At 40.3% G+C, this 25,575-nt stretch carries 26 protein-coding genes and 1 pseudogene; 9 read left to right on the forward strand and 18 right to left on the reverse strand.

The features are described 5' to 3' along the window. The first annotated feature begins 289 nt into the window (after nt 1-289). Nucleotides 290-826, forward strand: a complete 537-nt coding sequence (locus tag J8L71_RS17035; protein WP_211001585.1) for a gamma carbonic anhydrase family protein — start codon at nt 290-292, stop codon at nt 824-826. Here the strand turns inward: J8L71_RS17035 and J8L71_RS17040 are convergent. Both J8L71_RS17040 and aroE read right to left on the reverse strand, forming a co-directional pair. Continuing rightward, entirely contained in the window at nt 809-1,069 is a 261-nt protein-coding gene (locus J8L71_RS17040; protein WP_138684061.1) for a DUF1488 domain-containing protein, read from the reverse strand. The genes J8L71_RS17035 and J8L71_RS17040 overlap by 18 nt on opposite strands. Next, nucleotides 1,066-1,890: a shikimate dehydrogenase gene (gene aroE, locus J8L71_RS17045; RefSeq protein ID WP_211001586.1), complete on the reverse strand. Its 825-nt coding sequence runs from the start codon at nt 1,888-1,890 to the stop codon at nt 1,066-1,068. Before aroE ends, J8L71_RS17040 begins: the two co-directional genes overlap by 4 nt. A gap of 54 nt (nt 1,891-1,944) precedes the next feature. Between aroE and J8L71_RS17050 the strand changes: the two genes are divergently transcribed. Continuing rightward, nucleotides 1,945-2,382, forward strand: coding sequence for a group II truncated hemoglobin (locus J8L71_RS17050; protein WP_211001587.1), 438 nt, complete (start codon nt 1,945-1,947; stop codon nt 2,380-2,382). A 50-nt stretch (nt 2,383-2,432) separates the two neighbouring features. Here J8L71_RS17050 and hemF read toward each other — a convergent pair whose 3' ends face one another. The 6 genes from hemF to J8L71_RS17080 form a co-directional block, all read right to left on the reverse strand. After that, the gene (hemF, locus tag J8L71_RS17055) at nt 2,433-3,383 is read right to left on the reverse strand and encodes an oxygen-dependent coproporphyrinogen oxidase (protein ID WP_211001588.1); all 951 of its coding nucleotides are present in this window, start codon (nt 3,381-3,383) and stop codon (nt 2,433-2,435) included. 1 nt (nt 3,384) lies between these two features. Beyond that, nucleotides 3,385-3,948: an L-threonylcarbamoyladenylate synthase gene (locus tag J8L71_RS17060; RefSeq protein WP_211001589.1), complete on the reverse strand. Its 564-nt coding sequence runs from the start codon at nt 3,946-3,948 to the stop codon at nt 3,385-3,387. A gap of 25 nt (nt 3,949-3,973) precedes the next feature. Beyond that, a complete protein-coding gene (locus tag J8L71_RS17065) occupies nt 3,974-4,549 on the reverse strand; it encodes a topoisomerase DNA-binding C4 zinc finger domain-containing protein (protein WP_211001590.1) in 576 nt (191 codons plus the stop codon). 95 nt (nt 4,550-4,644) lie between these two features. Beyond that, nucleotides 4,645-5,118, reverse strand: a complete 474-nt coding sequence (locus tag J8L71_RS17070; protein ID WP_211001591.1) for a DUF494 family protein — start codon at nt 5,116-5,118, stop codon at nt 4,645-4,647. Between the two features lies 1 nt (nt 5,119). Beyond that, nucleotides 5,120-6,211: a DNA-processing protein DprA gene (dprA, locus tag J8L71_RS17075; protein WP_211001592.1), complete on the reverse strand. Its 1,092-nt coding sequence runs from the start codon at nt 6,209-6,211 to the stop codon at nt 5,120-5,122. Nucleotides 6,212-6,242: 31 nt separating this feature from the next. Beyond that, nucleotides 6,243-7,364, reverse strand: a complete 1,122-nt coding sequence (locus tag J8L71_RS17080; protein WP_211001593.1) for a LysM domain-containing protein — start codon at nt 7,362-7,364, stop codon at nt 6,243-6,245. Nucleotides 7,365-7,483: 119 nt separating this feature from the next. Between J8L71_RS17080 and def the strand changes: the two genes are divergently transcribed. From def to trkA, 4 genes are all read left to right on the forward strand, one after another. Beyond that, nucleotides 7,484-7,990 carry a peptide deformylase gene (gene def, locus J8L71_RS17085; protein ID WP_058548166.1) on the forward strand — a complete coding sequence of 169 codons (507 nt, stop codon included), beginning with the start codon at nt 7,484-7,486 and terminating at the stop codon, nt 7,988-7,990. 21 nt (nt 7,991-8,011) lie between these two features. Next, entirely contained in the window at nt 8,012-8,965 is a 954-nt protein-coding gene (gene fmt / locus J8L71_RS17090) for a methionyl-tRNA formyltransferase (protein WP_211001594.1), read from the forward strand. Beyond that, nucleotides 8,958-10,253: a 16S rRNA (cytosine(967)-C(5))-methyltransferase RsmB gene (rsmB, locus tag J8L71_RS17095; RefSeq protein WP_211001595.1), complete on the forward strand. Its 1,296-nt coding sequence runs from the start codon at nt 8,958-8,960 to the stop codon at nt 10,251-10,253. The genes fmt and rsmB overlap by 8 nt, the downstream gene beginning before the upstream one ends. A 106-nt stretch (nt 10,254-10,359) precedes the next feature. Then, the gene (gene trkA / locus J8L71_RS17100; RefSeq protein WP_058548169.1) at nt 10,360-11,736 is read left to right on the forward strand and encodes a Trk system potassium transporter TrkA; all 1,377 of its coding nucleotides are present in this window, start codon (nt 10,360-10,362) and stop codon (nt 11,734-11,736) included. A gap of 65 nt (nt 11,737-11,801) precedes the next feature. Here the strand turns inward: trkA and J8L71_RS17105 are convergent, their stop codons facing one another. The 8 genes and pseudogenes from J8L71_RS17105 to J8L71_RS17140 all read right to left on the reverse strand — a co-directional run bounded on the left by J8L71_RS17105 (nt 11,802) and on the right by J8L71_RS17140 (nt 19,424). Continuing rightward, nucleotides 11,802-12,017, reverse strand: coding sequence for a calmodulin (locus J8L71_RS17105; protein WP_211001596.1), 216 nt, complete (start codon nt 12,015-12,017; stop codon nt 11,802-11,804). A gap of 77 nt (nt 12,018-12,094) precedes the next feature. Next, nucleotides 12,095-12,307: a calmodulin gene (locus J8L71_RS17110; protein ID WP_211001597.1), complete on the reverse strand. Its 213-nt coding sequence runs from the start codon at nt 12,305-12,307 to the stop codon at nt 12,095-12,097. A gap of 136 nt (nt 12,308-12,443) precedes the next feature. Next, complete coding sequence (locus tag J8L71_RS17115; protein ID WP_211001598.1) at nt 12,444-12,656, reverse strand: EF-hand domain-containing protein; 213 nt, start codon at nt 12,654-12,656, stop codon at nt 12,444-12,446. A 466-nt stretch (nt 12,657-13,122) separates the two neighbouring features. Beyond that, nucleotides 13,123-13,785 (reverse strand): annotated as a pseudogene (locus tag J8L71_RS17120) (flagellar brake protein). A 29-nt stretch (nt 13,786-13,814) separates the two neighbouring features. Next, the gene (locus J8L71_RS17125) at nt 13,815-15,266 is read right to left on the reverse strand and encodes a TrkH family potassium uptake protein (RefSeq protein WP_211001599.1); all 1,452 of its coding nucleotides are present in this window, start codon (nt 15,264-15,266) and stop codon (nt 13,815-13,817) included. 96 nt (nt 15,267-15,362) lie between these two features. Further along, complete coding sequence (locus tag J8L71_RS17130) at nt 15,363-15,977, reverse strand: YigZ family protein (protein ID WP_211001600.1); 615 nt, start codon at nt 15,975-15,977, stop codon at nt 15,363-15,365. 88 nt (nt 15,978-16,065) lie between these two features. Then, nucleotides 16,066-17,388, reverse strand: a complete 1,323-nt coding sequence (gene pepQ, locus J8L71_RS17135) for a Xaa-Pro dipeptidase (RefSeq protein WP_211001601.1) — start codon at nt 17,386-17,388, stop codon at nt 16,066-16,068. Nucleotides 17,389-17,537: 149 nt separating this feature from the next. Continuing rightward, entirely contained in the window at nt 17,538-19,424 is a 1,887-nt protein-coding gene (locus tag J8L71_RS17140; protein ID WP_211001602.1) for a transglycosylase SLT domain-containing protein, read from the reverse strand. A 194-nt stretch (nt 19,425-19,618) separates the two neighbouring features. Here J8L71_RS17140 and fadB point away from each other — a divergent pair, with 194 nt between their 5' ends. The 3 genes from fadB to tusA all read left to right on the forward strand — a co-directional run bounded on the left by fadB (nt 19,619) and on the right by tusA (nt 23,456). Continuing rightward, nucleotides 19,619-21,778: a fatty acid oxidation complex subunit alpha FadB gene (fadB, locus tag J8L71_RS17145; protein ID WP_211001603.1), complete on the forward strand. Its 2,160-nt coding sequence runs from the start codon at nt 19,619-19,621 to the stop codon at nt 21,776-21,778. Nucleotides 21,779-21,782: 4 nt separating this feature from the next. Then, the gene (gene fadA / locus J8L71_RS17150) at nt 21,783-22,952 is read left to right on the forward strand and encodes an acetyl-CoA C-acyltransferase FadA (protein ID WP_211001604.1); all 1,170 of its coding nucleotides are present in this window, start codon (nt 21,783-21,785) and stop codon (nt 22,950-22,952) included. Between the two features lie 264 nt (nt 22,953-23,216). Then, the gene (gene tusA, locus J8L71_RS17155) at nt 23,217-23,456 is read left to right on the forward strand and encodes a sulfurtransferase TusA (RefSeq protein ID WP_004335190.1); all 240 of its coding nucleotides are present in this window, start codon (nt 23,217-23,219) and stop codon (nt 23,454-23,456) included. Here tusA and J8L71_RS17160 read toward each other — a convergent pair whose 3' ends face one another. Continuing rightward, nucleotides 23,457-24,206 (reverse strand): HNH endonuclease, encoded by a 750-nt coding sequence (locus J8L71_RS17160; protein WP_211001605.1) that lies wholly within the window; start codon nt 24,204-24,206, stop codon nt 23,457-23,459. Continuing rightward, nucleotides 24,203-25,561, reverse strand: coding sequence for an AAA family ATPase (locus J8L71_RS17165; protein WP_211001606.1), 1,359 nt, complete (start codon nt 25,559-25,561; stop codon nt 24,203-24,205). The genes J8L71_RS17160 and J8L71_RS17165 overlap by 4 nt, the downstream gene beginning before the upstream one ends. Nucleotides 25,562-25,575: the final 14 nt, after the last annotated feature.

The following is a 25,575-nucleotide window of genomic DNA, read 5'->3' on the forward strand; positions in this document are numbered from 1 at the left end:
ATTTCTTTTTCAGAAGATTAAAACCGAAGTTTTATTTAACTCTCTGAGCCGCTGCTGCCTTGCTATGCGTCGGCGTTTCCCGTCTCAGTGGGGTCGCATTATAGGGAGAACAGATTTTTACGCAAGTACTTTTTTAAAGAAAAACTAAAAAAACAGTCTGTTCGGTCAGTATCTGAACTAAACACCTTAAAACTGATACTTTTGTAATCAAAAAGAACCCTATGTGGTACAAAAATAACCTTGCTGATACACTCAGAGCTAATAACTATTATCTAAAAAGGTACTAACTATGACAATCCGTTCTTATAAAGGTGTAACGCCTTCGTTTAATTCATCTGTATACGTTGATGAGTCATCAGTTTTGGTTGGCGATATTCAACTAGGTGATAATAGTAGCGTATGGCCTTTAGTTGCTGCTCGTGGCGATGTTAACTATATACGTATTGGTGAGCGCTCTAACATTCAAGATGGCAGTGTATTACATTTATCGCGTGCAACTAAAAGTAACCCTGACGGTTACCCCCTTATAATAGGCGATGATGTAACGGTTGGTCACAAAGTGATGCTGCATGGGTGTGTACTTGGAAACCGTATACTCGTGGGTATGGGTGCTATTGTTATGGATAATGTAACTGTAGAAGATGATGTTATTATTGGTGGGGGCTCATTAGTACCACCAAATAAGCGCTTAGAATCTGGCTATCTATATGTAGGTAGCCCTGTAAAGCAAGCCCGCCCACTGACTGAGCAGGAGCTCACCTTTTTAAAAATATCTGCAGATAACTATGTGCAATTAAAAGATGAATATTTAGCTGAGGCTAACTAAGTCCACCTCTATTTGTCCCGCCGAGTTATAACTTTCTTCTTCTATTAGTTGCTCGGCACGTTCTTCGTATTCAAAACGATATTTTTCAAAATAATCTGTAGCATGACTTTCATCAGTTAGTTTAAGTGTTTTGACTGCAATAACGCACTCCACCAGCATGCCACTCACTTGAGCAAAAAACACCAACTGGTGATCAGGCTCTCTAAATTCGAGTCTATCTATAAACTGTATAGCTTGGTTCATTTTAGTGAGCCTTGTTTAAGCGCTTTAACTACAGGGAGGATTTCTGGCATTTTGTTATGCCATACATAATATGCTTGTGCTGCCTGCCCTACTAACATACCACTGCCATCTAAAAGCTTAGTATTGTTATTATGCTCCGCAACCCAGCTCATAAAAATAGTGTTTGTCTGCGAATAAAACATATCATATGCAACATCACAGCCTTTTAAGTACTTTTCATTAAGTGCGGGTAACTCGTTATTCATACTGCTAGAGGTGGAATTTACAATTAGTGAGTAGTCACTTACTGGCAAGTCATTAAAACCAAAACCAGAAACAGGCCCATATTCAGCAAATAATTGAGCAAGGTCCTGTGCCTTTTGAGCTGTACGATTAACGATAATGATTTCTGCGGGTTTTTGTTCAAGCAAAGGTAATATAACTCCCCTTGCAGCACCACCCGCACCAATTATTAAAATACGCTTATCAGCAATCACGACTTCATTTGCAAGTAGATCATTTACAAAGCCGACCCCGTCGGTGTTATCTCCTAATAATGTACCATCGCCTCTTTTTTTGAGTGTATTAACCGCGCCCACTATTTTTGCAAGAGGAGTTAGTTCATCAGCCATAGCAAAAGCTTGCTCTTTAAATGGCATTGTTACATTGGCACCTTTACCACCTTGCTCAAAAAAAGACGATACTGTTTTTTCAAAGTTATCTATAGGTGCTAATATTGCGCGGTAGTCGATTTGCTCACCCAGTGAGATAGCAAATTGTTTATGTATCGCGGGGGATTTTGAGTGTTTGATTGGATTTCCAAAAACCGCATATTTGTCCATTTTAAAGCAACCTCTTTGCAGCTATAACACTGCCTATTAACGATGATAAGTAATATGATTAAACGACTTTTTTCTAAATCTAAGCCAGCTCCTGAGCAACAAGCTCCTACTCCTGAAAAAACACCGTACGAAATAATTGGTGGAGAAACCGGTGCCCGTGCTATTGCTAATAGATTCTACGACATAATGGAGTCAGATGAATACGCTAAACCGTTATATGATATGCATCCTCTGCCATTAGATAGAATTCGCCAAGTATTTTTTGAATTTTTATCTGGTTGGTTAGGCGGTCCTAGCCTATTTACTGAAAAACATGGCCAACCTATGCTGCGTAAACGCCACATGCCTTTTTCAATAAATAAAGACCTACGCGATCAATGGATGTATTGCATGAATAAAACCCTCGATATAGAAGTGGATAACCCTCTCCTGCGTGAAGGCTTAAAGCAATCGTTTGGTCAACTTGCCACACATATGATTAATGAGCACTAATAAAATAGCAAAAGGCGCTGTTAGGCGCCTTTTTTAACTCAATTTAATATTTACAACTGCCACTCTCGGGCTATCAAATCACTTGGTTTAGTTGTTAGCCATTCTTGAGGGCGTAAATAGTATTGATATAAGTCAGCCTCTGCACTTTCTGCCTCTGGTTTATAATTGTATTCCCAGCGTGCTAATGGTGGCATAGACATTAATATAGACTCAGTACGACCACCGCTTTGCAGGCCAAACAACGTGCCTCTGTCCCACACTAGGTTAAATTCAACGTAGCGTCCGCGACGATATAATTGAAAGTCACGTTGTTGCTGTGTAAATTCATCATTTTTGCGACGTTCGATAATAGGTAAGTAAGCATCTAAAAAGCCATTACCCACTGATTGCATAAATGCAAAGCTCTGCTCAAACCCTAGCTCGTTCAAATCATCAAAAAATAGCCCACCCACACCACGTGTTTCGTCGCGGTGCTTAAGGTAAAAATATTCATCGCACCAGGTTTTGTATTTTGCATAAACGTCGCTACCAAACGGTGCGCAAATATCGTGTGCTACTTGATGCCAATGCTGTACGTCTTCAAATACAGGGTAAAAAGGGGTTAAATCAAATCCGCCGCCAAACCACCAAATAGGCTCTTCGCCTTCTTTTTCAGCAATAAAAAAGCGTACATTAGCGTGGCTTGTGGGTACGTGTGGGTTTTTAGGATGAATAACTAACGACACACCACAAGCATGAAAGCTGCGCCCTGCAAGCTCAGGCCTATGCGCAGTAGCAGAGCCTGGCATAGATGCGCCAAATACATGAGAGTAATTAACGCCGCCCTGCTCAATTACGTTACCGTTAGTGGTTACTCGGGTACGACCACCGCCACCTTCGGCGCGCTGCCAACTGTCTTCTACAAACTTTGCACTGCCATCAGCCTTCTCTAAGCCTTGGCAAATAGTGTCTTGCAAAGCCATAAAGTAGGCTTTTACTTGTTCTAATAATTCGCTTTGCATATTAACCTCTAAACACTTTGCCGGTCATGGCATCTTTAATTGTACTTGGTTGCGTATTCCCGCCTAACGGCTCGTCAACATAAAAGCCTACTTGCTCTGCAAATTGCAGCTGCGCTTGTGCAATGCTTGTTACGGTTTCTTGACCCGTTAAGTTTGCACTTGTTGAAACGAGTGGCTTACCAAACTCTTGGCATAAACGTTTAACTGTTGGGTGGTTGCTAACGCGCACAGCAATGGTATCAAATTGACCTGTTAGCCATTTAGGAGTGTTTTTAGCTGCTGGCATTACCCATGTAATAGGTGCTGGCCAACTCGAGAATATATCAGCGCGCTTATCCATTGGTAATTTAGCATCGTCAACATACTTTAATAACTGACCGTAATTATCAGCGATTAAAATAAGGCCTTTCTCTACTGGGCGCTGTTTAATCGCCAATAACTGCTCTACAGCTTTTTGGTTATCTGGATCACAACCTAAACCAAAAACAGCTTCGGTTGGATATAAAATAACACCACCTTGTTCTAAACACGAAACAGCCGTAGGCGTATTAGAGGGGTTTGACAAAGTACTCTCCAAAAATTATTAAACGTTATTTAGTTGGGGCAAGCTTGTGCATGCAACTTTTTTGCGGGCATTGTAGCACAGCGCCATTAGACATCTTTTTCTCGATCACGAGTGGCCAATCACATTCTGGGCATGGTATTGCTATAGGTTTATTATTTAGCGTGTACTTACAACTAGGATAGCTATCGCAGGAATAAAACGTTTTACCAAACTTATTACTTCGCGCAACTAAGTGACCTTTTTTACATTTAGGGCAAGGAGGTAACGCCTCTTCGTTTTGCTTTTCATCATCTTCGTTTGCAATGTAATGGCATTCAGGGTACCCGGTACAGCCAATAAACATACCATAACGGCCATTCTTAACCACCAGCGGTTTAGTGCACTGTGGGCAAGCTGAATCTTCAAGTATTTTAATTTCGTTGCTGTCGTGATGAGCAAGAGGACGAATAAAGTCGCATTTAGGGTAACTAGCACAGCCTAAAAATGGACCCGACTTACTATTACGTATAACCAGTTCAGAACCGCACTGTGGGCATATTTCGTATTCTTTTTCTAAGGCGTGCTTATCCGCTGAGAAAAGCGAATGGTCGATTTTACTCATGCTGATCCTAAAGGTTAATGAATTTTCGCCTAATATACCCAAACCACTTAAAGATACAAGTTGTGCATATACCTTTAAGTAGTTTAAACGAGCTTTTAATGTAAAAGCTCGGTGGGTTCGTCAAAAATTAAATCTTCCATTTGGCCATATTCCTCTTCAGAACCAGGTACATTAAAGAGCACCATGAGCACTACCCACTTTAAGTCGTCTAACCCTATATATGGTTTATCTAATGCTGATAAGCGGTCCATAACCATCTCTCGGGTTACACTATTAATAACGCCTATTTGCTCAACAAACATTAAAAAACCACGGCATTCAACATTAAGCATTTGGCATTCACTGTCGGTAAACACTCTTACGGCATGTTGAGGCTTAGTAATTAAGTAAGGCGACTCGTCGCTGTACTGTAAATCTGCAAGTTGCTCTAACCAATCTAACGCTTTAAATATTTCAGGTTTATTGAACCCTGCACGAAGTAATTCATCCGTTAGCTGATTTTGCTCAACATAAATATCGGCCTCGCTATGGATGTAGTTTTCAAAAAGATACATAAGAATATCAAACATATTACCCCCGGGTACTTAACTTTATGTAGCCATCTAACACTCGCTCAATCTGATCGTCTAACTCTAAATCAAGCAACCTAGCCAATACTTTATCTATAGGCCACTGAGCGCGGCGTACAATATCGTCAACACTGGTTACCTCAAAACCAATACTATTTAATACCGCACAGTCTGACTCTTCGTTAACAGGTTCGTCTTTATTATATAGACCGCTTTGATAAGAAAAGCTCACTTCATCTAATATATCTGTTACGTTTTCAACCAGTTTTGCACCTTGCTTTATTAAAAAGTGACTTGCTTGCGCAAGCGGGTTTTTAATAGAACCCGGTACTGCAAACACCTCTTTATTTTGCTCAAGTGCATAACGTACAGTAATTAACGAGCCACTTTTAATTTCAGCCTCTACTATTAACACCCCTAACGATAACCCTGAAATAATACGATTACGGCGAGGAAAATTATGCGCATTAGCGGCCGTACCTGGTAAAAATTCACTGATCAGCAAACCATGCTCTAGCACTTGGTCTGTTAATAGTTTATGGCGTTTAGGGTAGTAAATATCGACACCAGTTCCTAACACTGCAATTGTTTTGCCGCTTCCAGCTAAGGCCCCTTTATGTGCCGCACCATCTATTCCTCGCGCCATACCAGAGGTTACCGTTATACCCGCAAGAGTAAGTTGATACGCAAATTCAGATGCTATTTCAAGGCCTGTCGGTGTGGCATTTCGACTACCGACTATCGCTATTTGCGGACTGGAAAGTAATGACGTATCGCCTTTGCAAAACAAAAGTAATGGAGCACTAGCTATGTGCTTTAAATCGGTTGGATAAAGCGCATCAAAAATGCATATAACAGTTATATTATTTTGCGTTATTTGTTGCTGGTAATAATCAACTTGCTGCCAATTCGTATTTTGTAGGTTACTCGCCTGATTAGCTGTTAAACCAAGTTGCTGAAGCTCATTACTCGACAAATCAAATAACGAAGCGAGGGAATGTGTTTGAGATAGTGCCAAAAGGGTTTTAATGCCCAACCCTTTACACATATAAAAGGCAAGCCAGTGGGCTAGCTTGCCAGATGATTGATCCATGCTCTCTCCTAGAGCACCGACTCGCTACTTCTTAATGAATAACTGCAATATCTCCAATGCGAATTGGGTGCTGATTTTTAGTTATTAATGCATAACTTACTTTGTCATACACTTTGAAAACAATAAGCTCTCCAACTTTTTCTTTAGGCATTGTCCACGTTGTATTTTCTTCATCAGATTCATCACCAAATAACTGACTAGCGTCAGATAGTAATTTTTCGAATTTACTCGAATCCTCAGGATAACGAGGACCACGAGGGCCATCAATAACTGTCGGAGACTGACGTTCTAAATCAAGCACATGCCCTGGCTCTATTTGTTGGTCGCGACCTAAGTTTAGCACTACAACATCCATTGTGCTGAATTCTCTTACTTGACGCGGAGATGCAATAACATGACCCGATACTGCATTGTCTGGGCGGTGAATATCAAAGTATGCAGGAAGTAATTGCCCTTGCATTGCTGGCATTAAAAAATCACCTTGTTGAATTTCACGTTTAACAGACTCAACACGTAATGATGAAGGTACTCCATTTTGCTCATCGCCCGTTCTAAATGCACGCGCCATACCCACATAAGAGGCACGCGTTGCGAGTACTTCACCGGTTTCTAAGTCGGTATAAGGTTCGCCTTCATGATAAATGGCATACGCTTTGTGTACTTTTAAGTCACCTTTAACATACAAAATATGGCCTAACGTTTGTGTTTTAGTATTTTCGTTTGCACCTAAAACATAAGGCATACCTTTAATATCGTCACTATCAATTGCCTGCTCGAAACTGATGTAAGGTTTGATCATTTCAAGTGGTAAAGTAGTTATTGCATTCGTGCCTTTTGGTGTAATGCGCCCTTGAGGAGATAGTTTTCTATACGCTTTATTAATCACCAAACGTGGATTTCCATCAGCGTCATATATTAAAGCAAGCGCATCACCCGGGTAAATAAGATGAGGATTATCAATTTGTGGATTCATTTGCCAAAGTTCAGGCCACAGCCATGGCTCATCTAAATAAATGCTAGAAATATCCCAAAGTGTATCGCCTTTCTTTACAACATACTGTTTTGGTGCATCTTTTTTTATTTTAAGTACATCAGCAACTGCCGGGAAAGCAGCACTTAACGCAAGCATGATTGCAAGTAATGGAGATTTCATTGAGCTTCCTTGTATTGTTTTTTCATTATTATTGTCCAAAACCTGTTAAAGGGGAACGCTAATGGCTAAAATAAGAGCATACAACACCCTAAATTAAGCACAAGTGTAAAAAGGTAACTATGGCTAGGTTAGAAGTTTTAAGATTTCCAGATGAGCGTTTACGTACAGTAGCAAAAGACGTTGAACAAGTTGACGACGCAGTACGCCAAATTGTTAAAGACATGCTGGAAACTATGTATGATGAAAATGGTATTGGCTTAGCAGCCTCACAAGTAGATATTCATCAACGTATCGTAGTAATTGATGTATCTGAAGAGCGCGATGAGCCTTTAGTACTTATTAACCCACAAATTATCAAAAAAGACGGCTCTACCGTAAGTGAAGAAGGCTGTTTATCAGTACCTAACTCGTACGCAAAAGTAGACCGTGCAGAAACAGTAACTGTTGCTGCGCTTAACGAAAACGGTGAAGAGTTTGTATTAGATGCAGACGAGTTACTGGCTATTTGTATTCAACACGAGCTTGATCACTTACAAGGTAAGCTATTTATTGATTACTTATCACCACTAAAACGCCAACGTATTCGTAAAAAGCTTGAAAAAGAAGCTAAATTTGCAGCACAGTAATAAGCACCTTAGGAAAACTCAGTGACCCAACCATTACGCATTATATTTGCCGGTACGCCGGATTTTGCCGCACGTCATTTACAAGCGCTTATACAAAGCGAGCACCAAATAGTTGGTGTATACAGCCAACCTGACCGCCCTGCAGGTCGAGGTAAAAAATTAAAAGCTAGTGAAGTTAAAGCGCTAGCGCTTGAACATAACTTACCGGTTTTTCAGCCAGAGTCGTTAAAAAGTGATGACGCATTAGCAGAGCTTAAAAGCTTAAATGCCGACATTATGATTGTGGTGGCTTACGGGCTAATTTTACCAAAAGCAATATTAGAAGCCCCGCGTTTAGGTTGTCTAAATGTACATGGCTCTATATTACCGCGCTGGCGTGGTGCTGCACCTATTCAACGTGCAATTTGGGCTGGTGATGAGCAAACCGGCGTAACTATTATGCAAATGGATGAAGGGCTTGATACCGGCGACATGCTTCATATTAGTCGCTGTGCAATTAATGCTGATGAAACCAGTGCCAGTTTATACACTAAACTGGCCGAGCTGGGCCCTGATGCGCTTATCGAAACCGTTAATAAATTAGCAAAAGGCGAGCTTGTAGCTGAACCTCAAAATGATGAGCTGGCTAACTACGCTAAAAAGCTATCTAAAGACGAAGCAAATATCGACTGGTCTATGGATGCAGCTCAAATAGAGCGAAATATTCGCTCTTTCAACCCTTGGCCTGTGTGTTTTACACAAATGGGTGAGCAAACGGTAAAAATTTACCAAGCGCAAGTAGTTGAGCAAACAGGTAGTGCAGGCCAGGTTTTATCAAGCGATAAAACGGGTGTGATTGTAGCGTGTGGCAAACATGCTATTTGCATTACGCAATTACAGCCGCAAGGTAAAAAGCCAATGGCAATTAGTGACTTTTTAAATGGTCGTAGTGACTGGGTAACCCCGGGTACAGTATTAGGCGAAAATAATGAGTAATGTTCCAAATGTACGCGCGCTTGCCGCAGAAACTTTATATAACGTCGTTGATAAAGGCGCATCGCTTAATCAAGAGCTTCCTTTTGCGAGCCAAGGCTTACCCCAAAAAGACAAAGCTTTACTGCAGCAAATTTGTTATGGCGTATTACGATACTTACCAAGCCTTGAAAACTATTGCCAACACTTAGTAGAGCAGCCGTTAAAAGGTAAGCGTAGAATATTTCAGTTTTTGTTATATGTAGGTATATATCAGCTACAGCACATGCGCGTACCACCGCATGCCGCAATATCAGAAACTGTAAATGCACTCGCTCAAATGCGCGCACTGGGTTTAAAAGGCCTAATAAATGCTATTTTACGTAGCTTTCAACGCCAACAAAGCGAGCTTGAAGAAAAAGCGAAGCAAATACCGGTATGTTTATACAACCATCCAAATTGGTTTATTAAACAAGTACAAGCTGCATACCCAGATAGCTGGGAAGCATTGCTTGAAGAAAACCAGCAACAAGCCCCTATGTGGTTGCGTGTAAATCAAGCTCAATACAGCACGCAAGAATACAGCGAAATGTTAACGGCTAACGATATTGAACACACATTAAACCCAGAGTTTGTTGACGGTATTAAGCTAGCTAAGCCGCGTGATGTATTCTCGCTGCCAGAATTTGATGTTGGTGCATGTTCGGTGCAAGATGCAGCAGCACAACTTGCAGCGCGCTTTTTAGAACCTAAAGCTGATGAATACATTTTAGATGCCTGTGCAGCGCCTGGCGGAAAAACGTGTCATATATTAGAGCTTGCTGATGCTGAAGTATTAGCCCTAGATAGCGACTCAACTCGCCTTGAGCGTGTTAAGCAAAACCTTACGCGTATTGGCTTAGGTGCCGATTTACAATGTGGTGACGCTTCACAGCCTCATACTTGGTGGGATGAGCAGCAGTTTGATCGTATATTATTAGATGTGCCATGTTCTGCAACTGGTGTTATACGCCGTCACCCAGATATAAAATGGTTACGCCGCGCATCAGACATCGAAGATCTAGCTAAACTGCAAAGTGATATAATCGATAGCATTTGGCCACTACTAAAACCAGGTGGCACATTGGTATACGCTACGTGTTCGGTACTCCCACAAGAAAACCAGCAACAAGTTGCTAAGTTTTTAGCTAATAATGACGATGTAGTGCATATTCCATTGCACGAAAACGACACTGTTACTAACCCGGGTTTGCAATTACTACCGGGCGAAAGTGATGGATTTTATTACGCTAAGCTAGTTAAAAAAGCCTAATAACCGTACACTAAATAGTTAGCCATTTATGAGATATTAAATGGCTATTTTTTTAATTAAACGGTAATTAATCTCTTTTTAGGTTGATTACTAATACGGGTAAATAATGAAAATAATCATACTCGGAGCTGGGCAAGTTGGCGCTACGCTTGCTGAAAACTTAGTTGGCGAACAAAACGAAATTACGGTTGTAGATATAGACGGCAACCGTCTGCGTGAGCTTCAAGATAAGTACGACCTACAAGGGGTTATGGGCCACAGTGCGCACCCTGATGTACTACGCCGTGCTGGCGCCGAAGATGCCGATATGATTATAGCGGTAACCAGTTCAGATGAAGTGAACATGGTTGCTTGCCAAGTAGCGTACAGTATTTTTAATACCCCGACTAAAATTGCTCGAATACGTTCAGAGCAATATTTAAAATACCGCGAAAAACTTTTCCAAAATGACGATTTACCAATCGACCATTATATTGCCCCTGAAGCACTCGTGACCAAATATATTCGCCGCTTAATAGACTACCCTGGTGCATTACAAGTATTACAATTTGCCGATGGTATGCTCTCTTTAGTGGCTGTTAAAGCTTATTACGGTGGCTTGTTAGTGGGTTACGCGCTTTCTGCTTTAAAAGAGCACATTCCTAATGTAGAGACCCGCGTTGCGGCTATTTACCGCCAAGGTAAAGCCATTAAACCGCTGGGTACTACAGTAATTGAAGCCGACGATGAAGTCTTTTTTATAGCCGCAACCAAGCATATTCGCGCGGTGATGAACGAACTACAAAAGCTAGAACGCTCTTACAAAAAAATTATGATTGCTGGTGGCGGTAACATTGGTGCCGGCCTTGCCCGCTCGCTTGAAAAAAACCACAGTGTTAAATTAATAGAGCGCAGTAAAGAGCGCGCTGAGCAACTATCTGAAATGCTCGACAACACCGTGGTATTTTGTGGTGATGCATCAGATCAGGAACTGCTATCTGAAGAGCATATAGAGCAAGTTGACGTATTTATTGCCGTAACTAACGACGATGAAGCAAATATTATGTCGGCTATGCTTGCAAAACGAATGGGCGCACAAAAAACCATGGTACTTATTCAGCGTGGTGCATACGTTGATTTAGTACAAGGTGGGGAAATAGATATAGCCATATCGCCGCAGCAGGCAACTATATCAGCATTGCTTACTCATGTACGCCGTGGTGATATTGTTAATGTTTACTCATTACGCAAAGGTGCAGCAGAAGCAATTGAAGCCGTTGCTCATGGCGACGAAAACACTTCAAAAGTGGTTGGCCGTGCAATTGCCGACATTAAGCTCCCAGCCGGTACTACCATTGGCGCTATTGTACGCAATGACGATGTACTTATAGCCCACGACGATACAATTATCATGTCGGGCGATCATGTAATCATGTTTTTAATCGACAAAAAACATATTACCGTTGTAGAAAAGCTATTCCAAGTAAGTGCTATATTTTTATAATTATTTGGCGTAAATGCAAAAAAGCCGCTGACTAAGGCGGCTTTAGTGGAGTATGAAGCGTTTGCTTACTGTACTTTTGCAAACTCTTCTTTTGAAAGCTCGCCGTTTCCGTCAGCATCTAAATTATCAAAAATCTTTACTAATTGTGCATTTACTTGCGCTTCTTGCTTAGTGATTGCACCATCACCATCGGCATCAAATGAGGCAAAGTCTACTGCTGCGTAAGCTGCTGATGAAGATGCTAAAACTAAAACTGCAAGTGTTGTATTTAATGTTTTCATAATAATATTCCTAGTAAGATGAAAAGTCCTTTTCAAAGATCCCTAACTGTGAAAAATGCTTAACCTTTAAAGATTAATTAGTAATCTGAGAACTCTTCTTTAGAAAGCTCACCACTACCGTCTGTATCTAGCTCAATAAATTCAGCCATTAAATCTGTATCTACTGCCGCTTCGCTTGGGCTAATTGCGCCACTGCCGTCGGTGTCTAAACTATCGAAATCTGATGCTGCAAATGCAGCTGAAGAAGATGCGATAGCAATAAGAGCAAGTGCTTTATTTAGATGTTTCATAGCGTATTCCTTCATATTCAATGTTCTATCAAAAAATTGGTTTGCTAAAATAAAGGTTATATTCACTTCCTTGTTATCCTCTTTCGTAGGCTCCCTTGCCTACTTAGGTTGTCTTTGGCAACTCAGGATAAATACTTTAAGCTTCTGAAAACTCTTCTTTTGATAACTCACCATTTTGGTCAGTATCGAGCTCTGAAAACATGCTCATTAGCTTTGCATCTACCGATGCTTCTGCTTGGCTAATTGCGCCATTACCATCTACATCTAACGCATTAAAATCTGATGCTGCAAAAGCTGCTGATGAAGATGCTATAGCGATTAGTGCTAAAGTTTTATTAATGCTTTTCATAATATGTATCCTTCAAATTTATGTGTGTGCGATTAAGTCTTTCACTTTAAATCACGTTTTCGTTCAGTACACCTAGACTATTACAACTTAAATGCCAACCTTTAAAAGCCACCATATATCAATGCATTACGATAATCCCTTCGTTATTTTGAAGATTTCAGCTGTGATTTTTGTTGCTATTTAGCAACGCGATTTACTAAGGGGGAATTAAATTCAACTAAAACAGCTAGTTACAATTAAGTAAAAAGCTACAGTTTTGAGTATTTAATGGAAAGGTGGGGTTTTACCTAAAAAATTTAAATAAACTTTAAGCTAAGCAGGTTTGCAGTGAAAATAATCATTCTATTTTTACCTAGTGCAACCAACTGTTATTTATAGAAATTATATTTATTTTTAAATTAAATGAAGAGATATTTTTAATATTTTGACGAAAAATACCTTTTTGTTGCAAAAAGGCGAAACGTTATTACTCTACAGCCATATCAAGTACAGATGGGTCGATAAAATGCTCTTTCATAAATGCTTTCATTTCATCTTCACTGGCTAATAACCTAATCCCGCAATTAACACCTGATGAGTGCTCTTTTACACTGCAAATTTCACCTTGAAAATCCTTACTGTTGGTATCTAGTATTACAGTGCACTGCATGTTTTTTAGGTCTTCGTCTTGTTGATCGCCTCTAATATCAAACATAACACCTGTGAGTGAAATATCTTTGATGATGCCTTCAAGTACTCTGTTATCGCTCACTTTTAATTTAGCCGGTAATAACGTAGGGATCCGTGCTTAAAAGCGCAGGAAAAAAGCTGTACTTGCTTAGGGTAGTTAATAAAGATCAACCTAGTAGGGTGAGTAGCCACCGACATAATTTGTTGTCAAAAGGCAATAATCTGCCCACCATTGCTTTATATTAATGCTCTTACTATGACAGTTACACCGTCGCGTAAATAATCACTCCTAACGGGTAAGCGCTTTAAATTAGGGAAATTTAAATAATAAATTTCTTTTCGAGCAAGCCTACAAACTCGGTTTTAATACGCTTGCTGTCAGTCGGGGTTAGTGTATTTCTAAATCAACCAAACCACTTGGAGTAAGCTGGTGTAATTTATTTAGATTTGACGCTGGCATACTCTATCCCTAAGTTAGTTTAATAGCGTTTAGCCACGCCAAAAAGTAGGCGTAAATAATACTAATAACGTGAATATTTCTAACCGGCCAAATACCATGGCAATAGTTAGCAACCATTTTGCGCCATCGGTAATTGCACCATAGTGCGAGGCTACATCACCCAAGCCTGGGCCTAAGTTATTTAAACACGCAGCAGTGGCAGAAAACGCCGTAATGTTATCCATACCAGTCCCCATAAGCGCCAGCATAATAATAATAAACACCAGTGCATATGCCGAGAAAAAGCCCCATACGGCCTCTACAACTTTATCTGGCAATGCTTTACGGCCAAGCTTAATAGAGTATATAGCGCGCGGGTGTACAAGCCTATTAAGCTCACGTACGCCCTGTAAGTAAAGTAAAAATACTCTTACTACTTTCATACCGCCACCGGTAGAGCCTGCACAGCCGCCAATAAAGCTCGAAAATATAAGTAAAATAGGTAAAAACAGTGGCCAAGTAGAAAAGTTATCGGTAGCAAAGCCTGCCGTTGTACTCATAGATACCGCTTGAAACAAAGCCTGATCGAGAGTCTCGTCGCCATTGGCAAATATTTCGTTAGATGAAAGCACTGTAAAACAAATAACCACCAGCGCTAATTGAATACACAAAAATACCTTGAACTCAGGGTCTCGTATGTATACTTGAATATTTCTGCTTGCAACAGCCGCATAATGCAAAGAAAAGTTAACCGCCGCAATAATTAAAAAGAACACGCAAATAAAGTTAATCGTTGGGCTGTCAAAATGCCCCATAGACGCATCGTAAGTAGAAAAGCCACCGATCGCCACCGTAGAAAACGCATGACATATAGCATCAAACCACTCCATTCCAGCAGCCCAATAAGCCAGCATACACGTAATAGTTAACGACACATAAATATACCAAAGGTGCTTGGCTGTATCAGCTATGCGAGGGGTCATTTTAGAATCTTTAACAGGACCAGGTATTTCAGCTCTGTATAACTGCATGCCACCCACACCAAGCATGGGCAGTATAGCGACAGCAAGTACGATTATACCCATACCGCCAAACCACTGGAGTTGCTGGCGATAAAATAATACCGATTTTGGTAAGTATTCAATACCCGTTAGTACGGTAGCACCGGTGGTCGTAAGGCCTGAAAACGCCTCAAATACGGCATCAGCCAAAGATAAGTTTGGCTCTTGTAAAAATATAAGCGGTAATGATGCAAACGCCCCAAGTACCAACCAAAACAAAACAACAATTAAAAAGCCTTCACGTGCTTTTAAATCGCCGTTTTCATGGCGGTTTGGGTAGTAGGCCATCATGCCAATAACAACGCTGAATATAAATGCTAAAACAAACGGAACACCACCACCGTCTTTATATATTAAAGACACCAGTGCCGGTGGCACCATGGTAATACTAAACAGCGCAACAAGTTGGCCAAGAATTTTTATGATGGTACGAAATTGCATTTAGCTTATCGCTTTTATTATTAGTAAACTGGGATTGAATAACTTCAATCAGATCAAATTAAACAGGTATGCATTAAATGCAATTTGTGTAGGTTATTACTCTTTAATAGTTAACTCAACTGCGCCGTGGCTTAAATCAAAAATATCTTTTATTGCTTGCTGGGCTTGTCGACTATCTATTGTGATCGCCCATTCAATATTAGCAGTAAATTGCTTATCAATATTAAGTACCTGATAACTGGTTTTTAATAACTGCTCTATTGCACTTTGCATGTTGTATTCGCTTTGACCAATTATTTCTACGCTAGGTACTTTCGTGACTGTTTTAAGTTGAGTAAGCGCATTATTAAGTGAGCCGCCATAAGCACGCACTAAACCACCTGTGCCTAACTTAATCCCCCCAAAATAACGTGTAACCACTGCGGTAATTTCACCAAGCCCCGACCCCACCAGCACATTTAACATAGGTTTGCCTGCTGTGCCGTTTGGCTCTCCATCATCTGAAAAACCATAAACATGGCTGCCACCAGGATTACCCGCTACATGCGCCCAACAGTTATGGCGAGCATCTGAGTACTTTTCTTCAATGCTTTTAATAAACGCTTTAGCTGCATTTAAATCAGGCGTATGAGCTATATGAACAATAAAAGTGCTTTTTTTAATTTCTTCTTGGTGAAACACATCTTCGGCAGGGTATTTATATTCAGACATAATTAAAGCTCAATTAAAAATGGGGCCAAAAGGCCCCTTTGTATTCGCGTATTTTAGCGCGTATTACCTAACTCGTCTTTATAAGGATCTAGTCGAGCGCTAAATCACGAGTCATGTTTTCTAGGCTATCTTCGTGCACAATAATGTTGTCTTCAATACGAATACCGCCATAAGGTTTAAACGTCTCAACTTTATCCCAGTTAATAAACTGCTTGTTGTCGGTTTGTGCTAAATCACCTAACAGTGAGTCAATGAAATATAAACCCGGTTCTATAGTGAATACTTGGTTTTTCTCAATTTTACGAGTACAACGCAAGAACGGATGCCCTTCTGGTGATGGCTGATGTGTGCCCTTTTCGTCACTCATAAAACCGCCCATATCATGCACTTGTAAACCTAGGTGATGCCCTAGTCCATGCGGGAAAAAAGTAGAGGTAATTTTACGCTCAACAATTTCCTCAGCGGGTAAGTTAACTATTTTAAAGTCACTAAGTATTTGTGCGATACGGTTATGACATTCAACGTGTAAATCACCATATAACATACCTGGCTTTAAACCTTTGCCTAACTCAATTTGCGTAGCCGTCATAGTATTTACAAGCTCAGCAAACTCTCCCTGCTTTTTAAAATCGTATGTACGAGTAATATCAGCAGCGTAACCATTAAAGTTTGCACCTGCATCAATTAAAAACGAATTATGAGTATGCGGCGCTTTAGGATCAAAATGTGTGTAATGCAAAATAGCGCAGTTTTCGTTAAGCGCCACAATGTTACCGTATGGCATTTCGTTTTCGCTTTGGCGTGTAGCTATAAGGTACGCTTGTTGAATATCAAACTCGCTACCACCGTTGTAAAACGTATCGCGTGCGGCTTTATGCCCATCTACTGCAATGCGGTTAGCTTGGCGTAAACATTTAAGCTCGTACTGCGTTTTGTATGCACGATGAAAATGAAAGTAATTTAGTACAGGCTCAGGGTTCATTAAACTAAAACCAAGTGCTTGTGCTACTTCAATGTATTCGCCCATATACGCATATTTAGCTTTATCGTATGGAAGTAGCTTTTCTACTTGATCGGGCTGTAGTAATAGCTCTATGTCAAAGTACTCAGCCCAAAAGTCACGTGGCTCGTCGGGAACTTTATGCCAAAAATCAACTGGACGATAAAAAATAAGCTTTGGCTTATCGCTGCCATTAACCACAATCCAGCAATGTGGATTATCAATAACAGGCAACCAGGCTTTAAATTGTGGATTAACTTTAAACGGGTAATACATGTCGTCTAAAAACTGGCGCTTAGCTTGGCCTGAGTGAATAACTAAACCTTCGAGCCCTTCACGCTCACAAATTGTACGCGTACGTTGTTGCAATGTGGCAATATGCTCTGCATATAAAACGGCTAATTTATCCATTGTTAATCCATCTTTTAAATTTAACTTGCTTTGAGTCTACCACTTAAAGGCTGAGCGCTCAAAAAAGGGGGATATTTAACATGTAAATATCCCCCTTCTTAATGCTTATACCAATCGTGTTAAGTTATTACTCGGTGGGTATTATATATTCAACCACCCATTTTCATTTCAAGGAGCGGCGCAAGTACATTACCTTCTCTGCCCATTCGGGTGTGATACACCTGCCTATATGCAAATACATTTTTTACATAGTCGCGGGTCTCACGATACGGAATAAGCTCTACCCATAACTCAGCGGGTATTGCCTCATCGGGTAACCAACGTTTTATACGATGATACCCCGCATTATAAGAAGCCGTTGCTAGTACTTCGTTGCCGTGGTTTTTCTTTTTTAAATACTGTAAGTAGCTTGTGCCTAACTTAATATTAGTTTTAGGCTGATACAAGCGATTGCTCGATACACTCCCTTTATTTACGTACTCAGCAGTACTTGGCAATAATTGCATTAAACCGCGCGCATTAGCATGTGAGCGTGCATCTGGCGCAAACGAACTTTCACGCCTTGCAATTGCAATACTCCATGCGGGGTCTATTTTACTACGTTTGCTGTAACGCTCAAATACATCTTTATATGCAAACGGAAAACGCTGCTCTACATTATCCCATGCTTTTATTTTAGCCAGTGTGAAAATAGTGCTGTCGTGCCAACCTAAATCGGTAGAGAGTATTGATGCAGCTAACTTTTCGTCAGCACTAGAAGTATCTGTTAAGTAATTCCACTCACGGCGCGCTGAGGTAAATCGCTCTATATCGTAAAGCGCCTTTGCACGTTTAAACCCTGGTGCATTACTCACTTTATCAACTAACTTTTTATCAACTGCCAAAGGGTGGTTATTTAAATCAATAGGTAGCCCTAAACGCGCAGCAGCTAAAAAGCCGTAATAATCGCGATTAGTAGCCACTTTTCTCCAAATATCGTCCGCTTTTTGTTGCTCACCACGTTTAGCATAGCTGTACGCTAACCAATATTGTTGACCTAAACTTAAATCTTCTTTGCCTGTAAAAAATGCAGCTATGCCTTCCCAATCTTGGGTTTTGAGCATATTACCAAGCTGCCATTGTATGAGCTTTTTATCTTGTCGGTCTTTAGGTACTTTATTTAACCAAAAGCTAGCTTGTTTGTGCCCGCTTGATGCAAGCGATAGCGCAAAGGTGTAATACACATCAGCCTTAGAAGCCTCACTGTAGTTGAATATTTTTTCTAACTTTTCCCATGCTTTTAATGCAAGCTCTTTGTCACGCCAAATTAAACGCTTAACTCCGTAAAGAGCTATTTCGCCTTCTTTAGCCGATTTATTTTTATAACGGTATAAACCAGCTGCTGCACTTGGGTCGCGACGTACTTTTAAATATAAATCAGCTAAATAGCGTTCATTTTTAGGCAATAGCGTTTTTAAATAAGGTAATAAGCTTTGCGTACCGCCTTGCGCTGCGAGTGTAACGCGTTGCCATACGGTGTCTTCTTTCATGTAGCCTTTTTTACGCCACTGAGAAAAAAGCGCATCACACTCATTGGGTTGCGACTTACCAACCGCCCATAGATCAGTCACCTGATTAAAAATTGCTTTTTCAGGTGCACCTAAATCAAGCTGAAAATCCAAATAAGTACACGTAAGTTCTGCATTTGAGGTATCGCGATAATTACGAATATATGCCGCTTTTTTGTTTTTATCTTTTAAATACTCTAACCACGCTTTTCGCACAGGCCATTCTAATGGCGTATGCTGATAAACAGTTAAGTAGTCTTCTATTTCAGCTTGGTATTTAAAGTTTGGGTTACGCTGCCAATAGGTTTTTTCAACATACGGTTTCAGCGGATGATTAAGCCCGCTAACTGCTTCTTTAAAGTCTTGATAACTACCGTAACGTGCTTTTTTTTCAGCATCTAAAAATGCATCGTTATCGATACTCGCCTCGGCAGAATAAAGAGGAAATATAAATGCAGCTGCCGCAACGTTTAATAAATATTTTTTCATAATGTCCTTTAATAAAAAATTAAAGCGATGACTAAAAACTTTCCATCACACCTTAGCACCAAACCAGCTATATTTTAACCAGCCGTTTGTAACCGAGTTAAATTTTTCGTTGCATTTTTAATTTAAAGCAAGCACACTGATTGAAATGCAAACTCATCGTACCAGTCTTAGTTCGTCAACTAGGGAGAATAATAATGTTATATAAAAGCGATTCCTTTGAAGTTAGCTTCCTTAAGGAAAGCATCGCCGAGTTTAAGTTTTGTGTTGCAGGTTCTGTAAACACACTATCTCAAAAAACTCTTTCAGATTGCGCGGCAGCATTAAAAGAATTAGCCGCTAATACTGATATCAAAGGCATGATTTTTACCAGTGATAAAGACCACTTTATTATTGGTGCCGACATCTTCGAATTTTTACCTACATTTACTAAACCAGAAGAAGAATTAGTAACGTGGATCAAAAACGCAACCGACGTTTTTGACGCTATCGAAGATTTACCATTCCCAACTCTTAGCGCTATAAACGGTATGGCACTTGGTGGTGGTTGTGAGTGGGCACTTGCTACCGATTATCGTGTAGCAAGCGAAACAGCTAAAATGGGCCTACCAGAAGTTAAACTTGGCATAATGCCTGGTTTTGGTGGCACAGTGCGCCTACCACGCATTATTGGTGCCGATAACGCTATGTTATGGATCACCTCTGGTAAAGAAAACCGTGCAGCTGATGCCTTAAAAGTAGGTGCGTTTGACGCGGTAGTTAGTACTGACAAACTATTAGAGTCAAGCGTAGCAACACTTGAATTAGCAATTGCTGGCAAGTTAGATTGGCAAGCAAAACGCAACGTAAAACTACAGCCACTTAAATTAAACCGCGTTGAGCAAGGCATGAGCTTTGCTATGGCAGAAGGTATGGTAATGGGTAAAACCAAAGGCCACTATCCTGCTCCGGTTATGGCAGTACGCACCATTAAAGCAGCGGCAAACTGTACTCGCGATGAAGCAATGGCAATCGAAAATGCTAACTTTGCAAAACTTGCGCGCACTAACGAAGCAGCTGCACAAACCGGTATTTTCTTAAATGACCAGTTTATTAAAGGTAAAGCACGCAAACTTGCTAAGCACAGCGATGTTGAAATTAAACAAGCTGCTGTATTAGGCGCAGGTATTATGGGCGGCGGTATTGCATACCAGTCAGCTTATAAAGGTACACCAATCATAATGAAAGACATCCAACAGGATGCGCTTGATTTAGGTATGGGCGAAGCGTCTAAACTACTTGGTGCAAAAGTTAAACGCGGCCATATGCCAATGGAAAAAATGCTAGCAACGCTTAGCAAAATTAAACCAACGCTTAACGATGCTGACCTACAAAACGCCAACATTATTGTTGAAGCCGTAGTAGAAAACCCTAAAGTTAAGCAAGCCGTATTAGCTGACCTTGAAAAGAACATGCCTGAAGGCACTGTACTTACATCAAACACTTCGACTATTTGTATTGATTTGCTTGCAGAAGCACTTGATAAACCAGAAAACTTCTGTGGTATGCACTTTTTCAATCCAGTGCCAAAAATGCCGTTAGTAGAAATTATTCGTGGTGCAAAAACTTCAGATAAAACAATTAACGCAGTAGTTGATTACGCTCTTAAACTTGGCAAGTCACCTATCGTTGTTAACGATTGCCCAGGCTTTTTTGTAAACCGAGTTTTATTCCCTTACTTTGCAGGCTTTAGCAAATTAGTGGTTGAAGGCGCTAACTTTGCAAAAGTAGATAAAGTAATGGAAAACGTATTTGGCTGGCCAATGGGCCCGGCTTACCTACTTGATGTTGTAGGTATTGATACGGCTTATCATTGTACTGGCGTAATGGCAGACGGTTTTCCTGAGCGTATGGCACGTGCAGAAAAAGATCCGGTCACTGTTTTTGCTAACGAAAAACGTTTTGGTCAAAAGAACAAAGCGGGCTTCTACAAGTACGAAACAGACCGTCGTGGTCGTCTTAAAAAATCAGGCGATGCAACAGCAGTTGAGCTACTAGCACCAATCACTGATGCACCTAAAGAATTTGATAAACAAGAAATCATTGACCGTTGTATGATCCCAATGATCAACGAAGTACTACTTTGTTTACAAGAAGGCATTGTTGCTTCTCCTCAAGAAGCTGATATGGCCCTTGTATACGGCGTTGGTTTCCCTCCATTTAGAGGCGGCGCGTTCCGTTACTTAGATCAAACTGGTTTAGCTAACTTTGTTGCATCAGCAGACAAATATGCTCACCTAGGTGCGATTTACCAAGTATCAGAGCAAACTCGCAAATGGGCCGAAGAAGGTCGTGTTTTCTATAAGGTGGAAGGTTAATATCATGAATAATCCAGTAATTGTAGATTGTATCCGCACACCAATGGGTCGCTCAAAAGGCGGCGTATTTAAAAACAAGCGTGCGGAAGACTTAAGCGCTCATTTAATGAAGGGCTTACTAGAACGCAACCCAGCGGTTGATCCAGCATCAATTGACGACATTTATTGGGGTTGTGTACAGCAAACATTAGAGCAAGGCTTTAACGTTGCACGTAACGCATCACTGCTTGCGGGTATTCCACATTCAGTACCTGCTACAACCGTTAACCGTTTATGTGGCTCGTCAATGCAAGCATTACATGACGCAGCACGCGCCATTATGACCGGCGCTGGCGACACTTACCTAATTGGTGGTGTTGAGCACATGGGTCACGTACCTATGACTCACGGTAACGATTTTCACCCAGGCTTAGCTACATCAATTGCACAAGCATCTGGCTCTATGGGCTTAACAGCTGAATACCTTGCTACTATTCACGGTATTAGCCGTCAGCAACAAGACGAGTTTGCTTATCGCTCACATCAACGTGCACATGCTGCAACAGTTGAAGGACGTTTCCGCCGCGAAATTTTAGCAATGGAAGGTCACGCAGCCGATGGCTCACTTATTTTAGTTGAAGATGATGAAGTAATTCGTCCTGAAACAACGGTTGAAGGTTTATCTCAGCTTCGTCCAGTATTTAATCCGGCTTCTGGCTCGGTTACTGCGGGTACGTCTTCTGCACTTTCTGATGGCGCATCAGCGATGTTAGTAATGAGCGAAGAAAAAGCAAAAGAGCTTGGTTTACCAATTCGTGCACGCATTAGAGCTATGGCTGTTGCTGGTTGCGATCCATCAATCATGGGTTACGGCCCAGTACCAGCAAGTAAAAAAGCACTTGCGCAAGCGGGTATTACAATTGATGACATCGACGTAGCAGAGCTTAACGAAGCATTTGCAGCACAATCACTGCCTGTACTTAAAGACTTAGGATTAGCAGACGTGGTTGACGAAAAAGTGAATTTAAACGGCGGCGCAATCGCACTTGGTCACCCTCTGGGTTGTTCGGGTTCGCGTATTAGCACCTCGCTTATTCACTTAATGGAAGATAAAAATGCAAAATACGGTTTAGCAACTATGTGTATTGGTTTAGGCCAAGGCATTGCCACTGTATTTGAACGTGTTCAAGACTAACTATTAGCTTAAACATGTAAACCATCTTGGTGATTAAAAAGGCGAACTAACCTATGTTAGTTCGCCTTTTTTATTCCCTTCAATTAAGTGAAACCAGCTTTTATGAAGCATAATATATAATTATATTACCCACTATTGCAGACCTTAAGATAAGTAAAATAGTTAAATTACACTTAAAATTACGTTAAACTTGCAAACTTATTAATTGCTATGCTTAAGCACTTCGTACACAGCAATCATTTTAATTAAACAGGCCAACTTAATATGAGCTTTGATAACCCCGATCACCAATTAGATGCCATAGGTCTTCGCTGCCCTGAACCTGTAATGATGGTACGTGCTGCCATTCGTAAAATGAATGATGGTGAAACGTTATTAATAACCGCAGATGACCCATCTACAACTCGCGACATTCCGAGCTTTTGTACATTTATGGATCACACGCTGGTGGCTAAAGATGCAGAAGAAGCACCGTATAGATATGTGGTGAAGAAAGGGCTTTAGCTAAATTTTACCACCTGATTCTAGATTATCTCCATTTGGATGTTGTGAATTACTTGCACCAAACTCATCAAAGCATCCACTATCTTTAGTTCCTTTTACTGACTCTATAAATAATTTTTTTATATTTATCTCTTCTTCAAAAACCTTCATCCAAATACTAAAGAAACCATTTGATAGCATTTCTCGAACAATAGTTCTTTGTAACGTTTCTTTGTCAACACAGTTTTGAAAATCTTCATATGCATTAAGTGCAATCATCCATACATTTAGTCTTTGAACCCTACGATCTTTAGCAACACCACTCAAATCAGAGTTAATACTATTATTTAGCCCTAATAGATTAATTGTATTTATTGCCAGTTGCCTATCATGCTCACTTAACCCATCTTTTGGTTCGATAGTTCCATCTTGCTTATATTGAATAGCTCTGAAGGTATTATCTCTATCGGGGAGAAAAATAGATCCTAAATCGACCTCTTTAGCTCCCTTAGTAGAATTGCAATTCACACAGGCTAGTAAGAAATTACTCCACTCTTTTTGTAATTCGGGTTTTGCAAAGTCGCCGCTTTTAGGCTCAATATGTTCAACAGCTAAATTAGTTTGAATACACCTTTCACAATAGCTGCAGTATTGCCCAATTTTAATGCCACTCCATTCGCCGATTCCCACTCTATCTAAAAGGTAGTCAAAAGCGTCTTCATACCTATTAAATGCAGCAACTGGTGTTGCCCCCTTTTTTACTGGTCTCATAATTCAAAGCCAGTTCTAGCTGTATATTTACGTTCTAGAAAAGCTTGATAAGCTGGGTTATCAGAGTAAGGTTTAATTAACTCAGCTAATTGAGTTTGATATTTTTGATGAAACTCCGATGGTGAAAGCCGATCATTATCTAACGTTTCTAAAAAGCTATGCGCAACTTCTTTTAGTAACTCATATTGAACAGAGACATCAGGCCTATTTACTCCCATGTTTTTAGCAATTTCTTCAATTCCTTTATTCGAATACTCAATCAAAGGCTCACCATCTAACATGATTAGTTCATCGCTTGATCTGAGAGATTGAATTAGAAATGGGGAGTGTGTTGTGCAAATAAATTGAATTTTGGGGAATACAGTTCTCAAATCTTCAATTACACGTCTTTGCCATTTTGGATGGAGGTGTAAATCAAGCTCATCAATTAGTACAACTCCTTCTGTTTTTTCGCAGACACTTTCTTCCAAATGAGGGTTCAATATTGCAGCTCTTCTAGCTATGTCGCAAAAAAGTCCTAATATTGTCCTCTGTCCGTCACTCAAGTGCTCAAATGGTGTGGAGCTTCCATCTTCAAACCTAACCATTACCCTTGATTCATCAAAATCAAATCCAAATCCCACACAACTTTCTAAAGCTTTTTTGGCAGCATATTCGATCGCCATTTTCATTGGTGACTTTATTTTCTTTTGTAATTCTGCTAATTCAAGCTTCAGTAACCAAACAGCAATAGATTTATCATCTGCTCCAGTATGAAAACAATCTAAATAAGGTTCAAACCTTGAGTATTGCTTCTTTGCAGAATCTTCAATATCTATTTTATCTTTAGAGATCCACAGACGATCGCATTCATAAAAAGCAATCAAAGGTAAATCAAAATTAGTACCTTTTTCAATGTAGTTGAGTACGTCACTTCCAAGTGTTGAAAGGTTTAATGAATACTCTTTCCCATTGTAGGTCTTCGTACCGCTATTTTGGTACTGAATAGTTCCGCTTATATATGTCTCACTATTTCCCTCAAAGCGAGTTCTTGTCCACTTTACTTTTCCATAAGTAAAAGTATTAAACCTATTAATAATAGGAAACTCACCTAACGCTTCAATTCTTGTAGTTTGTGCTTTATCAAAACGTCCGTTATTTTCGATCTCCCTAACCTCATCAAATTTAATTGGTCTCAGGTTATCATTACTCTTAATGTAGGCATGAGCCCAGCCAGCTAGGGAAATTGCTACACCTTTAAGCAGAGAGCTTTTACCGCAACCGTTCACACCAACAATCAAATTAAATTCTGAATTCAATGTGAATTTCGAGTCGGAAAACAGTTTAAAGTTTTGAATGAAAATGCTGCTTAACATGGTGTTCGCTCTGT

Source organism: Pseudoalteromonas sp. MMG007 (genome assembly GCF_018100985.1).
Classification (GTDB): Bacteria; Pseudomonadota; Gammaproteobacteria; order Enterobacterales; family Alteromonadaceae; genus Pseudoalteromonas.